Source organism: Elusimicrobiota bacterium, assembly GCA_026388075.1.
Classification (GTDB): domain Bacteria; phylum Elusimicrobiota; class Endomicrobiia; order Endomicrobiales; family JAPLKN01; genus JAPLKN01.
In genome coordinates, this window is sequence record JAPLKN010000123.1 from 1 (window position 1) to 13855 (window position 13855).

Annotated in this window: 14 protein-coding genes and 1 tRNA gene; 8 read left to right on the plus strand and 7 right to left on the minus strand. The window is 38.6% G+C overall.

The annotated features are described in order from the left end of the window. The 7 genes from NT145_06550 to NT145_06580 form a co-directional block, all read left to right on the plus strand. A partial coding sequence (locus NT145_06550; GenBank protein MCX5782347.1) for a T9SS type A sorting domain-containing protein occupies positions 1–600 on the plus strand: 600 nt, incomplete at its 5' end. 102 nt (positions 601–702) lie between these two features. Continuing rightward, positions 703–1623 (plus strand): PorV/PorQ family protein, encoded by a 921-nt coding sequence (locus tag NT145_06555; GenBank protein ID MCX5782348.1) that lies wholly within the window; start codon positions 703–705, stop codon positions 1621–1623. 125 nt (positions 1624–1748) lie between these two features. Next, a complete protein-coding gene (locus NT145_06560) occupies positions 1749–2429 on the plus strand; it encodes a transposase (GenBank protein MCX5782349.1) in 681 nt (226 codons plus the stop codon). A 148-nt stretch (positions 2430–2577) separates the two neighbouring features. Next, positions 2578–2664, plus strand: a tRNA-Ser gene (locus NT145_06565). Positions 2665–2703: 39 nt separating this feature from the next. After that, complete coding sequence (locus NT145_06570; GenBank protein ID MCX5782350.1) at positions 2704–4236, plus strand: YifB family Mg chelatase-like AAA ATPase; 1533 nt, start codon at positions 2704–2706, stop codon at positions 4234–4236. A 13-nt stretch (positions 4237–4249) separates the two neighbouring features. Continuing rightward, positions 4250–6316, plus strand: coding sequence for a sulfatase-like hydrolase/transferase (locus NT145_06575; protein ID MCX5782351.1), 2067 nt, complete (start codon positions 4250–4252; stop codon positions 6314–6316). Positions 6317–6382: 66 nt separating this feature from the next. Beyond that, entirely contained in the window at positions 6383–7027 is a 645-nt protein-coding gene (locus NT145_06580) for a LysE family transporter (GenBank protein ID MCX5782352.1), read from the plus strand. Between the two features lie 64 nt (positions 7028–7091). On the opposite strand, the gene NT145_06585 is transcribed toward NT145_06580, so the two are convergent. The 7 genes from NT145_06585 to NT145_06615 form a co-directional block, all read right to left on the minus strand. Further along, positions 7092–7835 (minus strand): outer membrane lipoprotein-sorting protein, encoded by a 744-nt coding sequence (locus NT145_06585; protein ID MCX5782353.1) that lies wholly within the window; start codon positions 7833–7835, stop codon positions 7092–7094. Beyond that, a complete protein-coding gene (locus tag NT145_06590; GenBank protein MCX5782354.1) occupies positions 7832–9106 on the minus strand; it encodes an FtsX-like permease family protein in 1275 nt (424 codons plus the stop codon). The genes NT145_06585 and NT145_06590 overlap by 4 nt, the downstream gene beginning before the upstream one ends. Further along, positions 9103–10275, minus strand: a complete 1173-nt coding sequence (locus tag NT145_06595; GenBank protein ID MCX5782355.1) for an FtsX-like permease family protein — start codon at positions 10273–10275, stop codon at positions 9103–9105. Before NT145_06595 ends, NT145_06590 begins: the two co-directional genes overlap by 4 nt. 79 nt (positions 10276–10354) lie before the next feature. After that, positions 10355–10837 carry a transposase gene (locus NT145_06600; GenBank protein ID MCX5782356.1) on the minus strand — a complete coding sequence of 161 codons (483 nt, stop codon included), beginning with the start codon at positions 10835–10837 and terminating at the stop codon, positions 10355–10357. A 32-nt stretch (positions 10838–10869) separates the two neighbouring features. Beyond that, positions 10870–11556, minus strand: coding sequence for an ABC transporter ATP-binding protein (locus NT145_06605; protein ID MCX5782357.1), 687 nt, complete (start codon positions 11554–11556; stop codon positions 10870–10872). A gap of 65 nt (positions 11557–11621) precedes the next feature. Next, entirely contained in the window at positions 11622–11990 is a 369-nt protein-coding gene (locus NT145_06610; protein ID MCX5782358.1) for a GxxExxY protein, read from the minus strand. 58 nt (positions 11991–12048) lie between these two features. Beyond that, complete coding sequence (locus NT145_06615) at positions 12049–13161, minus strand: hypothetical protein (protein MCX5782359.1); 1113 nt, start codon at positions 13159–13161, stop codon at positions 12049–12051. Between the two features lie 412 nt (positions 13162–13573). On the opposite strand from NT145_06615, the gene NT145_06620 reads away from it, so the two are divergent. Further along, the coding region (locus NT145_06620; GenBank protein ID MCX5782360.1) for a B12-binding domain-containing radical SAM protein at positions 13574–13855 on the plus strand (282 nt) is incomplete at its 3' end.

Genomic DNA, 13855 nt, shown 5'->3' on the forward strand with positions numbered 1-13855 from the left:
CCTCCGAACACTTTCAACCAGAACGTGAGTTTAACAGCATCTATGACTTCTGTTCCTTCATCAGATCGCGAGACAATTAAGATAACAAATATAGGTATAGAAGTAACCACGGATAAAAATGCCCAGCCTGATAAAGCAATAACAATAACAATGTATTATCGGGATTCAGACATTGCCGGGTTAGATGAATCCAAACTTGTAATCTGCCGATATGACTCGACAAACAATCTCTGGACTCCTTTGCCTTCAACGGTATACCCGGACCAAAACAAAGTTGTAGCTCAAACTGACCATTTATCCAAATTTGTATTAGTTCAGCTAGCACCGGCGGCAAACCTTGGTAGCATAAAGGTCTATCCGAATCCATTGAATTCCAAGCTTTATTCAATGACTATCGCAAACCTTACAGCAACGGCTGATATTAAGATTTACAATGTAGCTGGTGAATTAGTTAGAAAACTTGATTATTCAACCGGGAACGGCCAGGTGATATGGGATGGGAAAAATGACGGCGGTTCATTGGTTGCAAGCGGTGTTTACATAATTTACATCAATAGTCCTCAAGGGACAAAAAAGATAAAAGTGGCAATAGAGAAATAGCGTATAGCGTGTAGCGTATAGGAAAGACAAATACAAGACCCCGATCCGACTAGGGCGGACGGAATGACAATATAGAAAAAAAGGAAATTTAAGGAGGATGGAATGAAAAAGATTTTAGCAGTGTTAGCTTGTGCAGTGTTTTGCGCTAATTTAGGTTTTGCATCATTTTCAAGCAGCGATATCGGAACGTCCGGCGCCGCATTTCTTAAACTTGGAGCAGGCGCTCGTCCGACAGCCATGGGCGATTCTTTTGCCGGTATTTCAGACGATTCAACGGCAATTTATTGGAACCCTGCCGGATTAAATCAAGTTGCCGGAAAAGGTTCTTTAACCTTAATGCATGCGATATGGTTTGAAGATATTTCTTATGACTGGGTATCATATGCTCGTCCATATAAGAATTTGGGAGTGTTTGGAATAGGAGTGCAGTATCTTTCTTACGGCAGTTTGAAAAAAACCGATAATACCGGGCTTGAAGTCGGAGATTTTAGTCCGACTGATATGGCTGTATCTCTTTCATATGCAAAAAAAGTCAAAGATATTTCTTTAGGCGCGAACTTAAAATACATAAGCTCAAAAATTACTAATACCGCAACGGCATACGCGGTTGACTTGGGCGCAATGAAAAAAATAAATAACAAAATTACTTTAGGCGCAGCGGCACAAAATGTCGGAACAAAATTAAAATATGTAAGCGAAGAAGATTCCCTGCCGATGAACATAAAAATTGGCGGCGCTTACACCGTAAAGAAAAACTGGCTGGCGGTTTTGGACATAAACGCGCCGATCGATAACGACATAAATTACGGAATCGGCACCGAATACGTATATAAATTGAAAGATAAAATAGATATTTCCGGCAGAGCCGGTTACAACACCAGAAATTCAAAAACAGGCGGACTTAACGGTATAACAGTAGGTTTTGGAGTTAAATATCAGGACTATTGCTTTGATTATGCGTTTGTTCCTTACGGCGATTTGGGAAACACGAACAGAATATCTTTTTCAGTGCAGTTTAAATAATCATTAATTATTAGAAAAAGTTTAAAGAAACTGGGGTCGATACATTATATCGGCTCCAGTTTGTTTAATAGGGACAGACACCTATTTACATTGACATTGCATAGAAGAAGAGATATAATTTGCCCATGCCAAGAATCGCAAGAGTCGTAGCCGTAGGATATCCCCATCATATTACCCAAAGAGGAAACTACAGACAAAGAATATTTTCCGGCGATACGGACCGAAAAAAATATCTATCGCTTTTGGAAAATGAAAGCAAGAGTTATGGTTTGGGTATATTGGCGTACTGCCTTATGCCTAATCATGTTCACTTCGTCGTGGTTCCTGAGAGCGAAGATTCAATGGGAAAGGTCTTCAAATATGCCCATATGAAGTATTCTCAATACTATAACAAGAAAATGCGTACACAAGGACATTTGTTTCAAGGGCGATTTTTCTCATCTGTAATGGATGAACGGCACACCCTTGCATGCGCCCGTTATATCGAAAGAAACCCTGTGCGATCAAAAATGGTTAATAACCCGCACCGCTGGAGCTGGTCAAGTGCAAGAGCGCACTCCGGAATAGATAAGCGCGACGAATTAGGGGTAAACAAATTTTTTGATTATGTTGATGGAAACACGAAAACTTGGAGAAAATTTTTAGAGCTATCAGATGATCCTAATGAAATAAGGCAAATAAGGGAACAAACAAGAAAGGGAAGACCTCTTGGCAGTACTAATTTTCTGGATGAGCTCGAAGGAAAACTTAAGAGAGTTTTAAAGCTAAAGCCAAAAGGCAGGCCTAAGAAGATAATTGATAAATAGGTGTCTGTCCCTATTAAAATGATGGGGGCCGACGGACGGAGCCCCTGCGGTATTGTTTCTCGAAGAGGAACAGCAGGGGGTGGTTGAAAAAAAGTAATCCCCCCAGTTTTCTTTGAAAACTAGACGGCGGGACATTAACTTCGTTAATGGAGAGGTGGCCGAGTGGTTGAAGGCGTCGGTCTCGAAAACCGATATACCTTTACGGGTATCGCGAGTTCAAATCTCGCCCTCTCCGTTAGAATTTATTTAATCGGGACTTCAATTTAATTTAAAAATGCTTTCAAAAGTAATTTCAGCGGCAGTTAACGGCATTGATGCATATCTTGTAAATGTGGAAGTTTATATTGCTTCCGGCCTGCCCGTATTTTCTACTGTTGGGTTGCCTGATACTGCAGTTAAAGAGTCCCGGGACCGCGTTGTCGCAGCGATAAAAAATTCAGGATTTAATTTTCCTACCCGAAGAATAACAGTAAACCTTTCACCGGCTGACATAAAAAAAGAAGGGTCCTCGTTTGACCTGCCTATAGCTCTAGGTATCCTTTGCGCGGAACAAAAAATTAAATCCAAAGACTTAAGCGAGTACTGTTTTTTGGGTGAACTTGCTTTGGACGGAACTTTACGGCCTGTAAAAGGAGTTCTTCCCGCAGCTTTAGGTATTCAGCAAAAGGGCATAGAAAAACTAATTGTTCCTTTAGCAAATTCTTTTGAAGCTTCAGCTGTAAAAAATATTAAAGTTTATGGGGCAAAAAATCTTTTACAGGTTGTAAGATTTTTAAACGGCGATGAAGAAATTTTACCCACGGTAGTTTCTGAACCGAATCTTTCTGAAGAATCCCATCATCAGGACCTAGATTTTTCTGAAGTAAAAGGCCAGCAGTTTGCAAAAAGAGCTTTAGAAATAGCTGCCGCGGGCGGCCATAACGTTATTATGATCGGCCCTCCCGGATCAGGCAAAACTATGCTTGCCAAAAGGCTTCCTACCATACTTCCGCCGCTCACATACGAAGAAGCTCTTGAAACCACAAAAATTCATTCTGTTGCAGGAATGCTTTATTCCGAAAAAGGTTTTGTGACTAAACGGCCTTTCAGGTCTCCGCATCACACAATTTCAGATATAGCCCTAATTGGAGGCGGGACTTATCCGAAGCCCGGTGAAGTTAGCCTTGCACATAACGGAGTTTTATTCCTGGACGAGATGACCGAGTTTCACAGATATGTTTTAGAAGTTATGAGACAACCTTTGGAAGATAAAGTGGTATCAATTTCCAGAGCAAAAAATTCGCTAACTTTTCCCGCTTCGTTTATGCTTGTGGGAGCAATGAACCCCTGCCCGTGCGGGAACCTGGGGCATCCGGACAAGCAGTGCATGTGCAACTCATATCAGGTTATAAAGTACCGAGGGAAAATTTCAGAGCCTTTGCTTGACAGGATTGACATACATCTTGAAGTTCCGGCGCTGAAAATTTCTGAGTTAACTGATGAGCCCTTGAAATCCGCTGAAAGCTCAAAAACGATAAGGGAAAGAGTATTGAAAGCAAGAAATGTTCAAAGCGGTCGGTTTGAGGGTACAAAAATTCATTATAACAGCCAGATGAATTCAAGGCAGATAAAAAAATACTGCCAGATAGATTCAGAAAGCAAAGATCTTCTCCGCGCTGCTATAGAACGCTTAGGGTTATCTGCAAGGGCTTATGACAGGATATTAAAAGTGAGCCGCACAATTGCGGACTTGGCAGAAAAAGAAAATATCGGCCCTGCAGAGATAGCCGAGGCAATACAATTCAGAAGTATGGATAAATACAACTAGTCAACCTACAAAAATGGAAAATAAAATTGATTTTAGCGTTGTTTTTAATACCTTCCTAAAACTAATCCCTTTTAATATCATGTTTTTGTTGTTTATGTCATTATTCAGGCTGGTATTCTTTTTCTATTTTGCGAATTTTTCGGAGTTAAAGGATTTGTATGATGATGTTTTACAGGCGTTTATTCTGGGCATAAGATTCGATCTTGTAGTTATAGCAGTTATAAATTATTTAGTGACAATAAGTATTCTGATAATTTGGGCTGTAAAAAAGGAATCCTTATTTATTTTATGGGGAAAAATTCTTAAATGGTATTATTTCTTTTTATTTGGTTTTGTCTTCTTTATTCTTTTTGTAGATTTCGCGTTTTATTCGTATTTCAAAGACCATATCAATATTCTTATTTACGGTTTTTTTGAAGATGATACAAGGGCATTAATTTCAACGATACTTAAGAATCCAAAATTCCCCGCGTTTTTATTAATTTTCTTAACAATATTAGCGGGCATATATTACAGTTCAAAAAGAGTTTCTAAATCTCTGCAACAGTTGGTATATTTCCCGAGAAAGCCATTCAAGACCTATTTTAAAATTGTTTTCATCGCTTTACTTATTTGTGCTCAGGCATTTTCTGCAAGGGGTTCTCTTACAATGCAGCCGATCTTTTCAATTTACGAAGAAATATCATCCAACGATTTTATAAATAAATTAAGTTTAAACGGAGTCATTGCTTTGCGTAAGGCTATCAAATATAGAATGGAAAGTGCGGATAAAAACGTTGATTTGGCTAAATCGCTCGGCTATCAAAAAAATATCCGCGAAGCTTTAGCTGATTTCTTGAACATCAGCGAAGAAAAAGTAAACGAAAAAGATCCGGTATCTAATTTAACTCAGAAAACTTCAAAAAATAAGATTATTGAGCAATTAAGGCCGAATGTTATCTTTATAGTTATGGAAAGCATGGGGACAAAATTGTTGCGTTACAATAGAAGCGACTTTGACATGCTGGGAGAACTGAAAAAACATTTTGATCAGGACTACGTATTTTATAATTTTTTGCCGGCAGGTCTTTTAACCGTTCATGCCATTGAGTCGCTGGTTTTAAACATTCCGCAGAGGCCGCTTTCGCTGGAAATAACCCAGTCAGAATATGCTTACGCTAAATATCCGTTTACTTTAACCTTGCCGTATAAAAAAGCCGGTTACGAAACTATTCTTGTTTACGGCGGAGGATTAAACTGGCGCGACCTATCAACATTTTTTTCTGCCCAGGGGTTTGATAAACTTCTCGGTGAAGGATCAATGGAAAAAGGCTCCCAAAAAAATGAATGGGGAGTTTATGATGAATACCTTTTTAATGCTCTTTATAAAGAACTCAGCGCAAATGATAAAAAGCCCAAGTTTATTTTTGCTTTGACTACCGGAAACCATCCTCCTTATTTAGTTCCTGACACATACAAGCCTAAACCGATAAAGATGTATGATGAATTCAGAAAAGTTATTAACGGCGATGAAAAAATGGTTTCCCAAAGGCTGATAACCTATCAGTACGCAAATCAAAAGCTGGGTGAGTTTATAACGAAGGTTAAAAACTCAAAATTCGGCAAAAATACTATTATTGCCGTAACCGGGGACCACAATTTTTGGGACATATTCAGCTACGGTTCCAAGGATTTATTTAATAAATATAGCGTGCCTTTTTATCTTTATATTCCTGAAAAACTAAAGCCGAAAAAGGTGAATACGAAAGTGTTCGGTTCGCATATTGATATTATGCCGACACTTTATAACCTTTCTCTTTCAAATGCAAGTTATATAGCTATGGGAAAAAATATGCTGGATCAAAAACTTCCTCATTTCGCCTATAACAGCGAAGGATTTATAATTTCCGAAAAAGGAGCGGTTAAGTACGATATTAAAGATAACAAAATTCATTTCTATAAACTGGACAATACTTTAGAAAACAAGCTTATTTCAACTGAAAAAAGTAGTGATTTAGATAAAATGCTCGGTTTTTATAAAGCTTCAATGGCAATCGCTGATTACCTTATAAAAGGATCTAAAAAATCAAGTAAAAAATAAAAATTGAATTTATATGCTGAAATATATAAAATAGTGCAATAAATCTAAAAAAAGGAACATAAAATAATGCAGATTTTTGTCTTAATAAATATTGGTTTTATGCTAGGTTTCGTTGTGGCAATACCTACCGGCGCCTGCCAGATAGAGGTTGCAAAAAGGTCTTTGCATAACCATCTTATATCTGCGCTTATGGTTATTGTAGGCGTTGCAACCGGGGATATGCTTTACGGTTTAATAGCTTTTTTTGGCCTGGCGCCTTTCCTGGAGAACAAAATTGTAGTTGCCGCTTTTGAAATGGTAAGTATGCTTCTGTTATGGTTATTGGCGTATTTAACGCTTAAACAGAGCGCTAAACCTCATATCACTCATATGGATATCCAGATTTTGCGAAGCAAAAGGGTGGGCTATGTAACCGGTTTTCTTTTAAGTCTTGCAAATCCCTTGATGATTTTCTGGTGGCTTATCGGAGCAAAAATAATAATGGATTTAAAAGTAATCGGAAAATTTACTTCATACGATTCTGTGATTTTTCTTTTTTCAGGCGTGCTGGGAATGGGGGCTTATCTTTCAGTTTTAGCTTTTATTCTTCACTGGGCAAAAAAATTCATATCGCTTAAAACAATCCAGAAAATAAATTTCGCTATGGGAATTGCTCTTATTATTCTTTCGCTTTATTTCCTTTACAGGTCCATTCAAACTTTTCTTTCCTAAATTTTATAATTTTTCTTTGTATGTAATGCCAATCTCTTAAATTACATTTAAATAGGTTTGAATATTAATTAGATTGTTTTAATGAAGCTTTTGAAAAGACATAATTAGGGATATTTACATTGAACTGTATTGATTTAATAATAATCTCAGTTCCGTCTCCGCTTTGAAGGACATCTTTAAAAAGAATCCGCTTCGGATACCATCTTTCCCCGATTTTCTGAACTTCGTTTAACCTTATTGTTTTAAGGAGTCTCCCGCTTTTGGCGATTAAATCTTCTTTGAGGGGCACATATCTTTCTTCATCCACCCACATTTTTCTTGCATAGTAAGAGATGTCTTCTATTTTGGCAGTTAAATCCAACACATAACATTTCCTTCCGTCAATATTTTCTTCTCCGGAAACCTTAGCGTTATATGAATGGTTCAGCTGAGGGTCCTCCATAAAATCTTCGTAGGAAATGTCGGAACCCATCAGCGACTGGCGAAGCATGTGCCCTGCAATTGCAATTATCCTGTCCGTTGAAGGGGTATACATCCAGAGTTCGTTGTTGATTTTAAGCATTTTAGTCCCTTTTTCTCTCGGAGGAGCCAAATATTCTGTATATGCGGTTTTATAGCCCTTACCCCAGCTTTTTGCTTCTATCGTCCGTGTTGCCCTCTGCCCTTTTATAACCATGCTCGTGACCGAGATACGGGTGTCAGAATAATAATTCTGGTCTACTTTTTTCAAAACAGTTTCACCGGAAGGAGTATCGGCAAAAAGAGTACCGGCAAATATAAATAGCGTCAAATAGAATAATTTCTTCATACTTCTAGCTCCTTGAAAAGCTGAGATGTTTGCCTGCGATAAATTCCGATACCGGCAAACAAAGAGCCGATAACCGGTGCGATGAGCCCCGGAACAAATCCTATAATATAACTGGTCGGTGTAACCCTGGCCTTGATCTCGCTGGATATCATCACGGTAGCTTTTTGCATGATATAGCCGAAATCAAGCCCTACAAACTGCAAATAATATGAAACCGCAAGTCCGAGAATTGTTCCTATACCTGAGCCGGCAAGCCCTATAAAAAAAGATTCAATAATCATCCGCCGATATAAAACGCCTTTCGGCTCGCCCATCGCAAGCCGCACCCCGATTTCGCCGTAACGCCTGATGCCGTTCATTAGGCCGGAATTCCACAGAACAATGGACATCGCAAAAACAAAAACTCCTGCCATAAGGCTTCCGATGTAATTTGCCATTTTTAGAAGGTCGTTCATTTCGTTTTGTTCTGAAAGGCTTTCCATGACAGGAGAAAATTTATCATCGGGTTTTGAAAAAGCAGAATTGAATTTTTTGGCCAAAAATATCATCGGCTCATCAAAATAGACCATATCTTTTGTAAATCCTACGATCTCGCTAGCGCCGTCTTCCATATCAAGAGCGTTTTGAATATCATGAATATCGGCAATTATCGTGCTTCTATCCATTGCAGCCACGCCGAAACGAAGAGTTCCGGATATCTTAAAATTTTGCATAGCCATTTCCCCGTACATAGTTGAACTCAAGAGCGTTGCAGTTTCGCCGATTTTGACACGAAGACGTTTGGCAAACTCTTCACTTATCAGTATTTCATTTTTCTTTTGGGGAAGATTTCCCTGAACCAGAGCTTTTTTTAGATTTAAGATATTTATTTCGGGAGATTTATTATCAAAAAGCTCGACGCCCAAACCCATCACCGGCCCCTGGGACCGGGTTTCGCCTTTTGAGTCCGGAATATCCAAGAGGCCTCCGAACCTTATTCGCGGAAGCCAAATCATATTCGGATCAAAATGTTCTAATGTGTCAAGGATATTTTTAACGCCGAGCAATGCCAAATCATTCGGCATTTGATCTTTCTGCTCCCTAAAAGCCTTTGTGATTACTTTTACATGTCCCGTGTTGAACTGGGCTATGCCCCGTACCATATCGCCCGTTATGCCGGTAATCCAGCAGTATAAAAAAACCGTCAAAAAAGCTCCCGTGGCAACCATCAATACAGGGAACAAACTTCTTGAACGGTCCCTTAATAGGCCTTTGATAAGAAAAGAAATCATTGTATCTTCCCTTTTAAAGCTTCCGTCGGTTTCATTTCCGATATCCTTCGCATCGGCAAAAAGCTGACGATGGTCACTGCAGTAAATACTATCAAAACGGTTCCCAGTATCAGCCCGAACGAATATGACGGCAATACTTTTTGTGCGATGGTAAAACCGTATCCTATCGAGGCGCCGGGTATCGTTAATCCGCTCCTTGCAAATATAATTAAAAGAGGAGTCCCGTATATAGCTCCGACCGCCATGGCTAAAATTCCGTTCATAGCGCCTTCAAGCGTAAAAAGAAAAATTACACTTGGCCGCGCCATACCTAAAGCCATCAGAGTTCCGATTTCTTTCCTCCGGTGAAAAATAGAAAGAACCTGGGTATCAAAAATGGCAAGCAACGCAAGCAAAAGAAGAAGAACATAAAGGACCATCGCGGCGATTCTCTTTGTTTTTATCAGGGTTATCAAATCAAAAAGTAAGAACTTTTGCGTTTTAAAATTCCAATCCGTCTTATCGGATTGCCCTGTCACTTTCTGTCCGACAATGACCATAGTCGCTTCGTCTTTCATAGACATCCTTTTCTGCAATTTTTCAAGAGGAAGCCATAGGATCTTGTTATCCATGGCGGGCGCCAACGTATGAAATATTCCGGCAATTTTTCCTTCGGCTGCATCAAAGGTCCCGTAAACGTCCCGCCAGCGGATAGTAATGCTGTCGCCGTCTTTAAAATTATTGCTTTGCGCCATGTGCATGCCAACCATGACCGGAATAATTTCTCCTTTAGTTTCAAGCGGCCTAAAATCTATTCCCAGTATAGTTTGGTTCGGATCAATCCCTTTTAATAACACGCTTTGAACTCTTCCCGACGGATATATCGTTCCCTGGGCCATCAGTAGAGCAGCAGCTTCTTTAGTATCAATAAGTTTTTGGATTTCCGGAGCAACTTTCTCATGGCTGATGTCTAAAGTCATTGAATCGTAGGGGTCGTAGTTTTTTTGCCAGTACTGCCCGCCAGCGATTTCATCTTTAATAGATTCAAGTGTTCCCTGCTTTAGAAATCCTGAAAGGATTCCTTGATGCAGTATTATGAGCACATATGCCAAAGAAAGGACAAAAACATTAAGCCAGGTTCTCAAACCTGCGCCGATTAGATTTTTGTACGCGAGTTTAAAAATATACATAATGACTCCAAAGACTTTAGTAATCTCAGGTTTCGGTAGCTACGAGATTCGGTAGTCGCAGGCTTTAGCCTGCGGTTTTTTAGAGTATATCTTCCAAACTGAAATCCAGTGAACCTTTAAAAGGATAATCCTTCCAGTCACACACCAGCCCTTTTCTTAACGGGTTTTTTAAAATATAGGCAATATGTTTTTTTAAATCATCTTCTTCGCGATGAATATGGTCAAAAAAATCCTTTTGCCATTTTATATCTGGTTTATTCTTAGCCAGCCAAAAACCAGTTTTTTGTTTGAATAGATTTATCATTTTCCATGCATCCGCTTGATCTGAAAGACCTTCAGCAACCAGATGCAAATGATCCGGCATGAATACATACGCCCAATTCCTGCAAAAGTGCTTTTCATCCGCCTTTTTAAGAATTTTGATGAATTCATTCATGATCTGTTTATTAGTAAAAACCACTTTTCTTCCTTTAATACAGAGAGTAAAGGTTACTCTTATTTGTCCTTTATACCGCTCAAGGGGCAGGCGATGTTTTTTTTCTCTTATATTTTTGTCGATCATCTTATTTCGCAGGCTGAAGCCTGCGGCTACCGTTAACCGACTCTTTCATCCTTAACTACTCTGCCGTCCATCAAGAATATTTTGCGTTTCAAATATTTAATTACTTTCTCGTCATGAGTGGCAAAAATAAATGTGGATTTGAGTTCCTCGTTGAGCTTCACCATCATAGCAAGAATATTGAACGAGTTATTTGCATCAAGGTTTGCAGTCGGCTCATCGGCAAGGATAAGTTCGGGTTTTTTTACTATTGCCCGTGCGATAGCGACACGCTGGCATTCGCCTCCCGAAAGCTGAGAAGGCCGGGAATTTATTTTATCCGTAAGATGCACCCATTCAATTGCGTCTAGTATCTTTTCCTTTCTTTCTTCAGAAGACATTTTGATTAAAAGCAGCGGAAATTCCACGTTTTCATAAACGGTGTAAACCGGCAGAAGATTATAGGTCTGGAAAATAAATCCCATGTGGGCGCTTCTTAAGTTTGCTGCGGCTTTTTCGGAAAGTTTTTCTATTTGGTTTCCGAGTACCAGTGTGCTTCCCGTTGATGGAACATCAAGCGAGCCGATAATATTCAGAAGAGTTGTTTTTCCGGAGCCGCTCGGGCCGATAACCCCGCAGAAGTCGCCTTTTTCAAACGTAAGGTTAATATTGCTTAAAGCGGTAAACTCTGTGCCAGCGATGGGATAGCGCTTAGTCATATTTTCAACACGAATTATTTCCATTGTTTGCTCCTGGTATAATGTTCATTATACCTGATTACACAGATACAAAGGACAGATTACACAGATTAGTACATAATTCTCTTTATTTGACAACTCTTGTTGCCAAAATTAATTAATAATCCAACTTTAAGTCCTGATGATTTTAAATATGATATCACTTGATACTCGAATATCTGTGCAATATTTCCAGCTAAAGCTTTTATTTCTACTATAACCTTGTCTTCCACAACCATATCAACCCTAAATTTTCCCACCTCTTTGCTTGCATAATTTACCTTATATTCTTTCTCTATTTCAAACCCTATTCCTTGTTCTTCAAATTGCATTTTTAATGCATTCTGATATATTTTCTCATTAAATCCCGGGCCTAAAACCTTATGGACATTAAAACAACAACCAATTATTTTTTCAGTTATTTGATCTTTTTGTTCCATCTGTGTAATCTCTTTTCAAATCTGTGTAATCAGGACATCCTTATTTTCGCAGGATGTCCTAATAATTATACATAACTAAAAATTGCATTCCTCTTCCGGAATAAGAAGTTGTCGTATCATCCCCGTTTGAGTACACGATAAGATTAAACTGCCAGTTGTCATATGTTCTCAGCCACCTGAGGTTTGAATACACTTTTCCTATATCCCAATTGTAATACTCTATTGCGCTTACTGCGTCTAAAATTCCAAGCTTATAATCTGCAACGAATACCGAAACATTGTTTTTCTTGCCGAGACAGTTAAAATCTGCGCCTTTTCCCGTAAACATATGTTCTCCTAAAATATGTAAACCGCTGGAAAAAGTGTAATCTGCGCCGATGGTATAATTTTCTTCATATTCCTGCTGGTCAGAAGCCAAATCCATTTTTCCAATGGAAGTTTCAAACCATAAGCCGACACCTATATCCCAATAGCCGTCAAATCCCAGACGGTTTTCTACACAATCTGCCAGCGGTACAGCCATAATACGATTCCAGTCATTTTGATTTACGCATCTTCGGTCAAAACTTATTCCGCCTTCGCCTTTTGGAAGGGGAAACTGGCAACGTCCTCCGTATTCTATTTTGTTGGGATCAGTTTTTACAGTTTCAAGACCTTTGAGCTTATCGTTTCCGTAAAGGCCCCAGAGCCAAATATTGGAATTATTGAGAAAATAATAGCGTGCTAAAGCCGCCCAGTTACCTTCAGTAAATTTTAGAGGGTCCCGAGGGTCAATTGAATCAAACCACATCAACGATCTAAGTATTTTTGCCGGGCCGAAACTTATCTGCTGAAGCCCAAGGCGCGTTTCAAACTGGTTTGAATGAAATCTTCCCCAAAATCTGTAGAATTTTAAATCGGAATTGTCTTTAGCTTTGTATAAAAAATCAGCTGGCGCTTGCGCATAAGCGTTTATCGCGATATCGGCATCAAGTGTCTTGTCTTTTTCAATTTCCCTAGAAACGGAGAATTCCGGTAAATACCGAAAGCCGATATTAAGTTTATTTTGAGCAAGGTCGTTATGTTCAAGCCATCCCGCAATTTGACCCTGGGAATGAAAATATTCTGCATATAGCGCTAAAGGGCCTAAGGCGATAGAAACTAAAAGGATTATTCTAAAAAAAGATTTCATTATTATAAATCTTAGCCTTAATTTTAGAGTATTGCCACTGGCAGACCTTTTATATAAAAGACAATTCATTGTATAAAAAAAGGTGAAATAAATCTATGAGCATCTTTAATAAAGTGTTGTACAATACCTTGTCCTAAATTGGCTTGAATAAAATGTGGCCATTTGCTAAAATTATAAAAAGTTTTTTCAAAAAAAGGAAAAGAGAAGCAGGCAAGCAGACCGATTCCTACCCTCCAAACCGAAGCGACAATGTTATTAACCAAATTTATGGTTTAACCTTTTAAAAAATGATATGAGTAATCAAAATATAGAAATTGATATTATAAAAAATAATAATGATTGGAAAGACTTTCTCAATTTGCCTTGTTGCGTAATCGGGCTAAATAAATATTAATAAAATAATAATTAAATCATGAAAATACTACTAATTTCTCCTTTCAACTCGTTTGAAAAATGGAACCACGGAGGTTTAACTTTTCCACAATTGGCTCTTGATATTATTAAAGGGCTTACGCCACCGGAACATCAGGTTAAGATTGTAGAAGAAGAATTTGAAGATGTAAATTTAGACGAATCATGTGATTTGGTTGGTATAACTTGTATGACATCAACTGCGCCCAGGGCATATTATCTTGCCGAAGAATTTAGGAAACGAAAAAAGAAAGTTGTGCTTGGTGGAATTCATCCAAGTGTT

What these genes read in the sequence shown, in the direction of transcription:
- NT145_06555 (MCX5782348.1), top strand. Translation starts at nt 703, where the DNA reads ATGAAAAAGATTTTAGCAGTGTTAGCTTGTGCAGTGTTTTGCGCTAAT.
- NT145_06560 (MCX5782349.1), top strand. Translation starts at nt 1,749, where the DNA reads ATGCCAAGAATCGCAAGAGTCGTAGCCGTAGGATATCCCCATCATATT.
- NT145_06570 (MCX5782350.1), top strand. Translation starts at nt 2,704, where the DNA reads ATGCTTTCAAAAGTAATTTCAGCGGCAGTTAACGGCATTGATGCATAT.
- NT145_06575 (MCX5782351.1), top strand. Translation starts at nt 4,250, where the DNA reads ATGGAAAATAAAATTGATTTTAGCGTTGTTTTTAATACCTTCCTAAAA.
- NT145_06580 (MCX5782352.1), top strand. Translation starts at nt 6,383, where the DNA reads ATGCAGATTTTTGTCTTAATAAATATTGGTTTTATGCTAGGTTTCGTT.
- NT145_06585 (MCX5782353.1), bottom strand. Translation starts at nt 7,835, where the DNA reads ATGAAGAAATTATTCTATTTGACGCTATTTATATTTGCCGGTACTCTT.
- NT145_06590 (MCX5782354.1), bottom strand. Translation starts at nt 9,106, where the DNA reads ATGATTTCTTTTCTTATCAAAGGCCTATTAAGGGACCGTTCAAGAAGT.
- NT145_06595 (MCX5782355.1), bottom strand. Translation starts at nt 10,275, where the DNA reads ATGTATATTTTTAAACTCGCGTACAAAAATCTAATCGGCGCAGGTTTG.
- NT145_06600 (MCX5782356.1), bottom strand. Translation starts at nt 10,837, where the DNA reads ATGATCGACAAAAATATAAGAGAAAAAAAACATCGCCTGCCCCTTGAG.
- NT145_06605 (MCX5782357.1), bottom strand. Translation starts at nt 11,556, where the DNA reads ATGGAAATAATTCGTGTTGAAAATATGACTAAGCGCTATCCCATCGCT.
- NT145_06610 (MCX5782358.1), bottom strand. Translation starts at nt 11,990, where the DNA reads ATGGAACAAAAAGATCAAATAACTGAAAAAATAATTGGTTGTTGTTTT.
- NT145_06615 (MCX5782359.1), bottom strand. Translation starts at nt 13,161, where the DNA reads ATGAAATCTTTTTTTAGAATAATCCTTTTAGTTTCTATCGCCTTAGGC.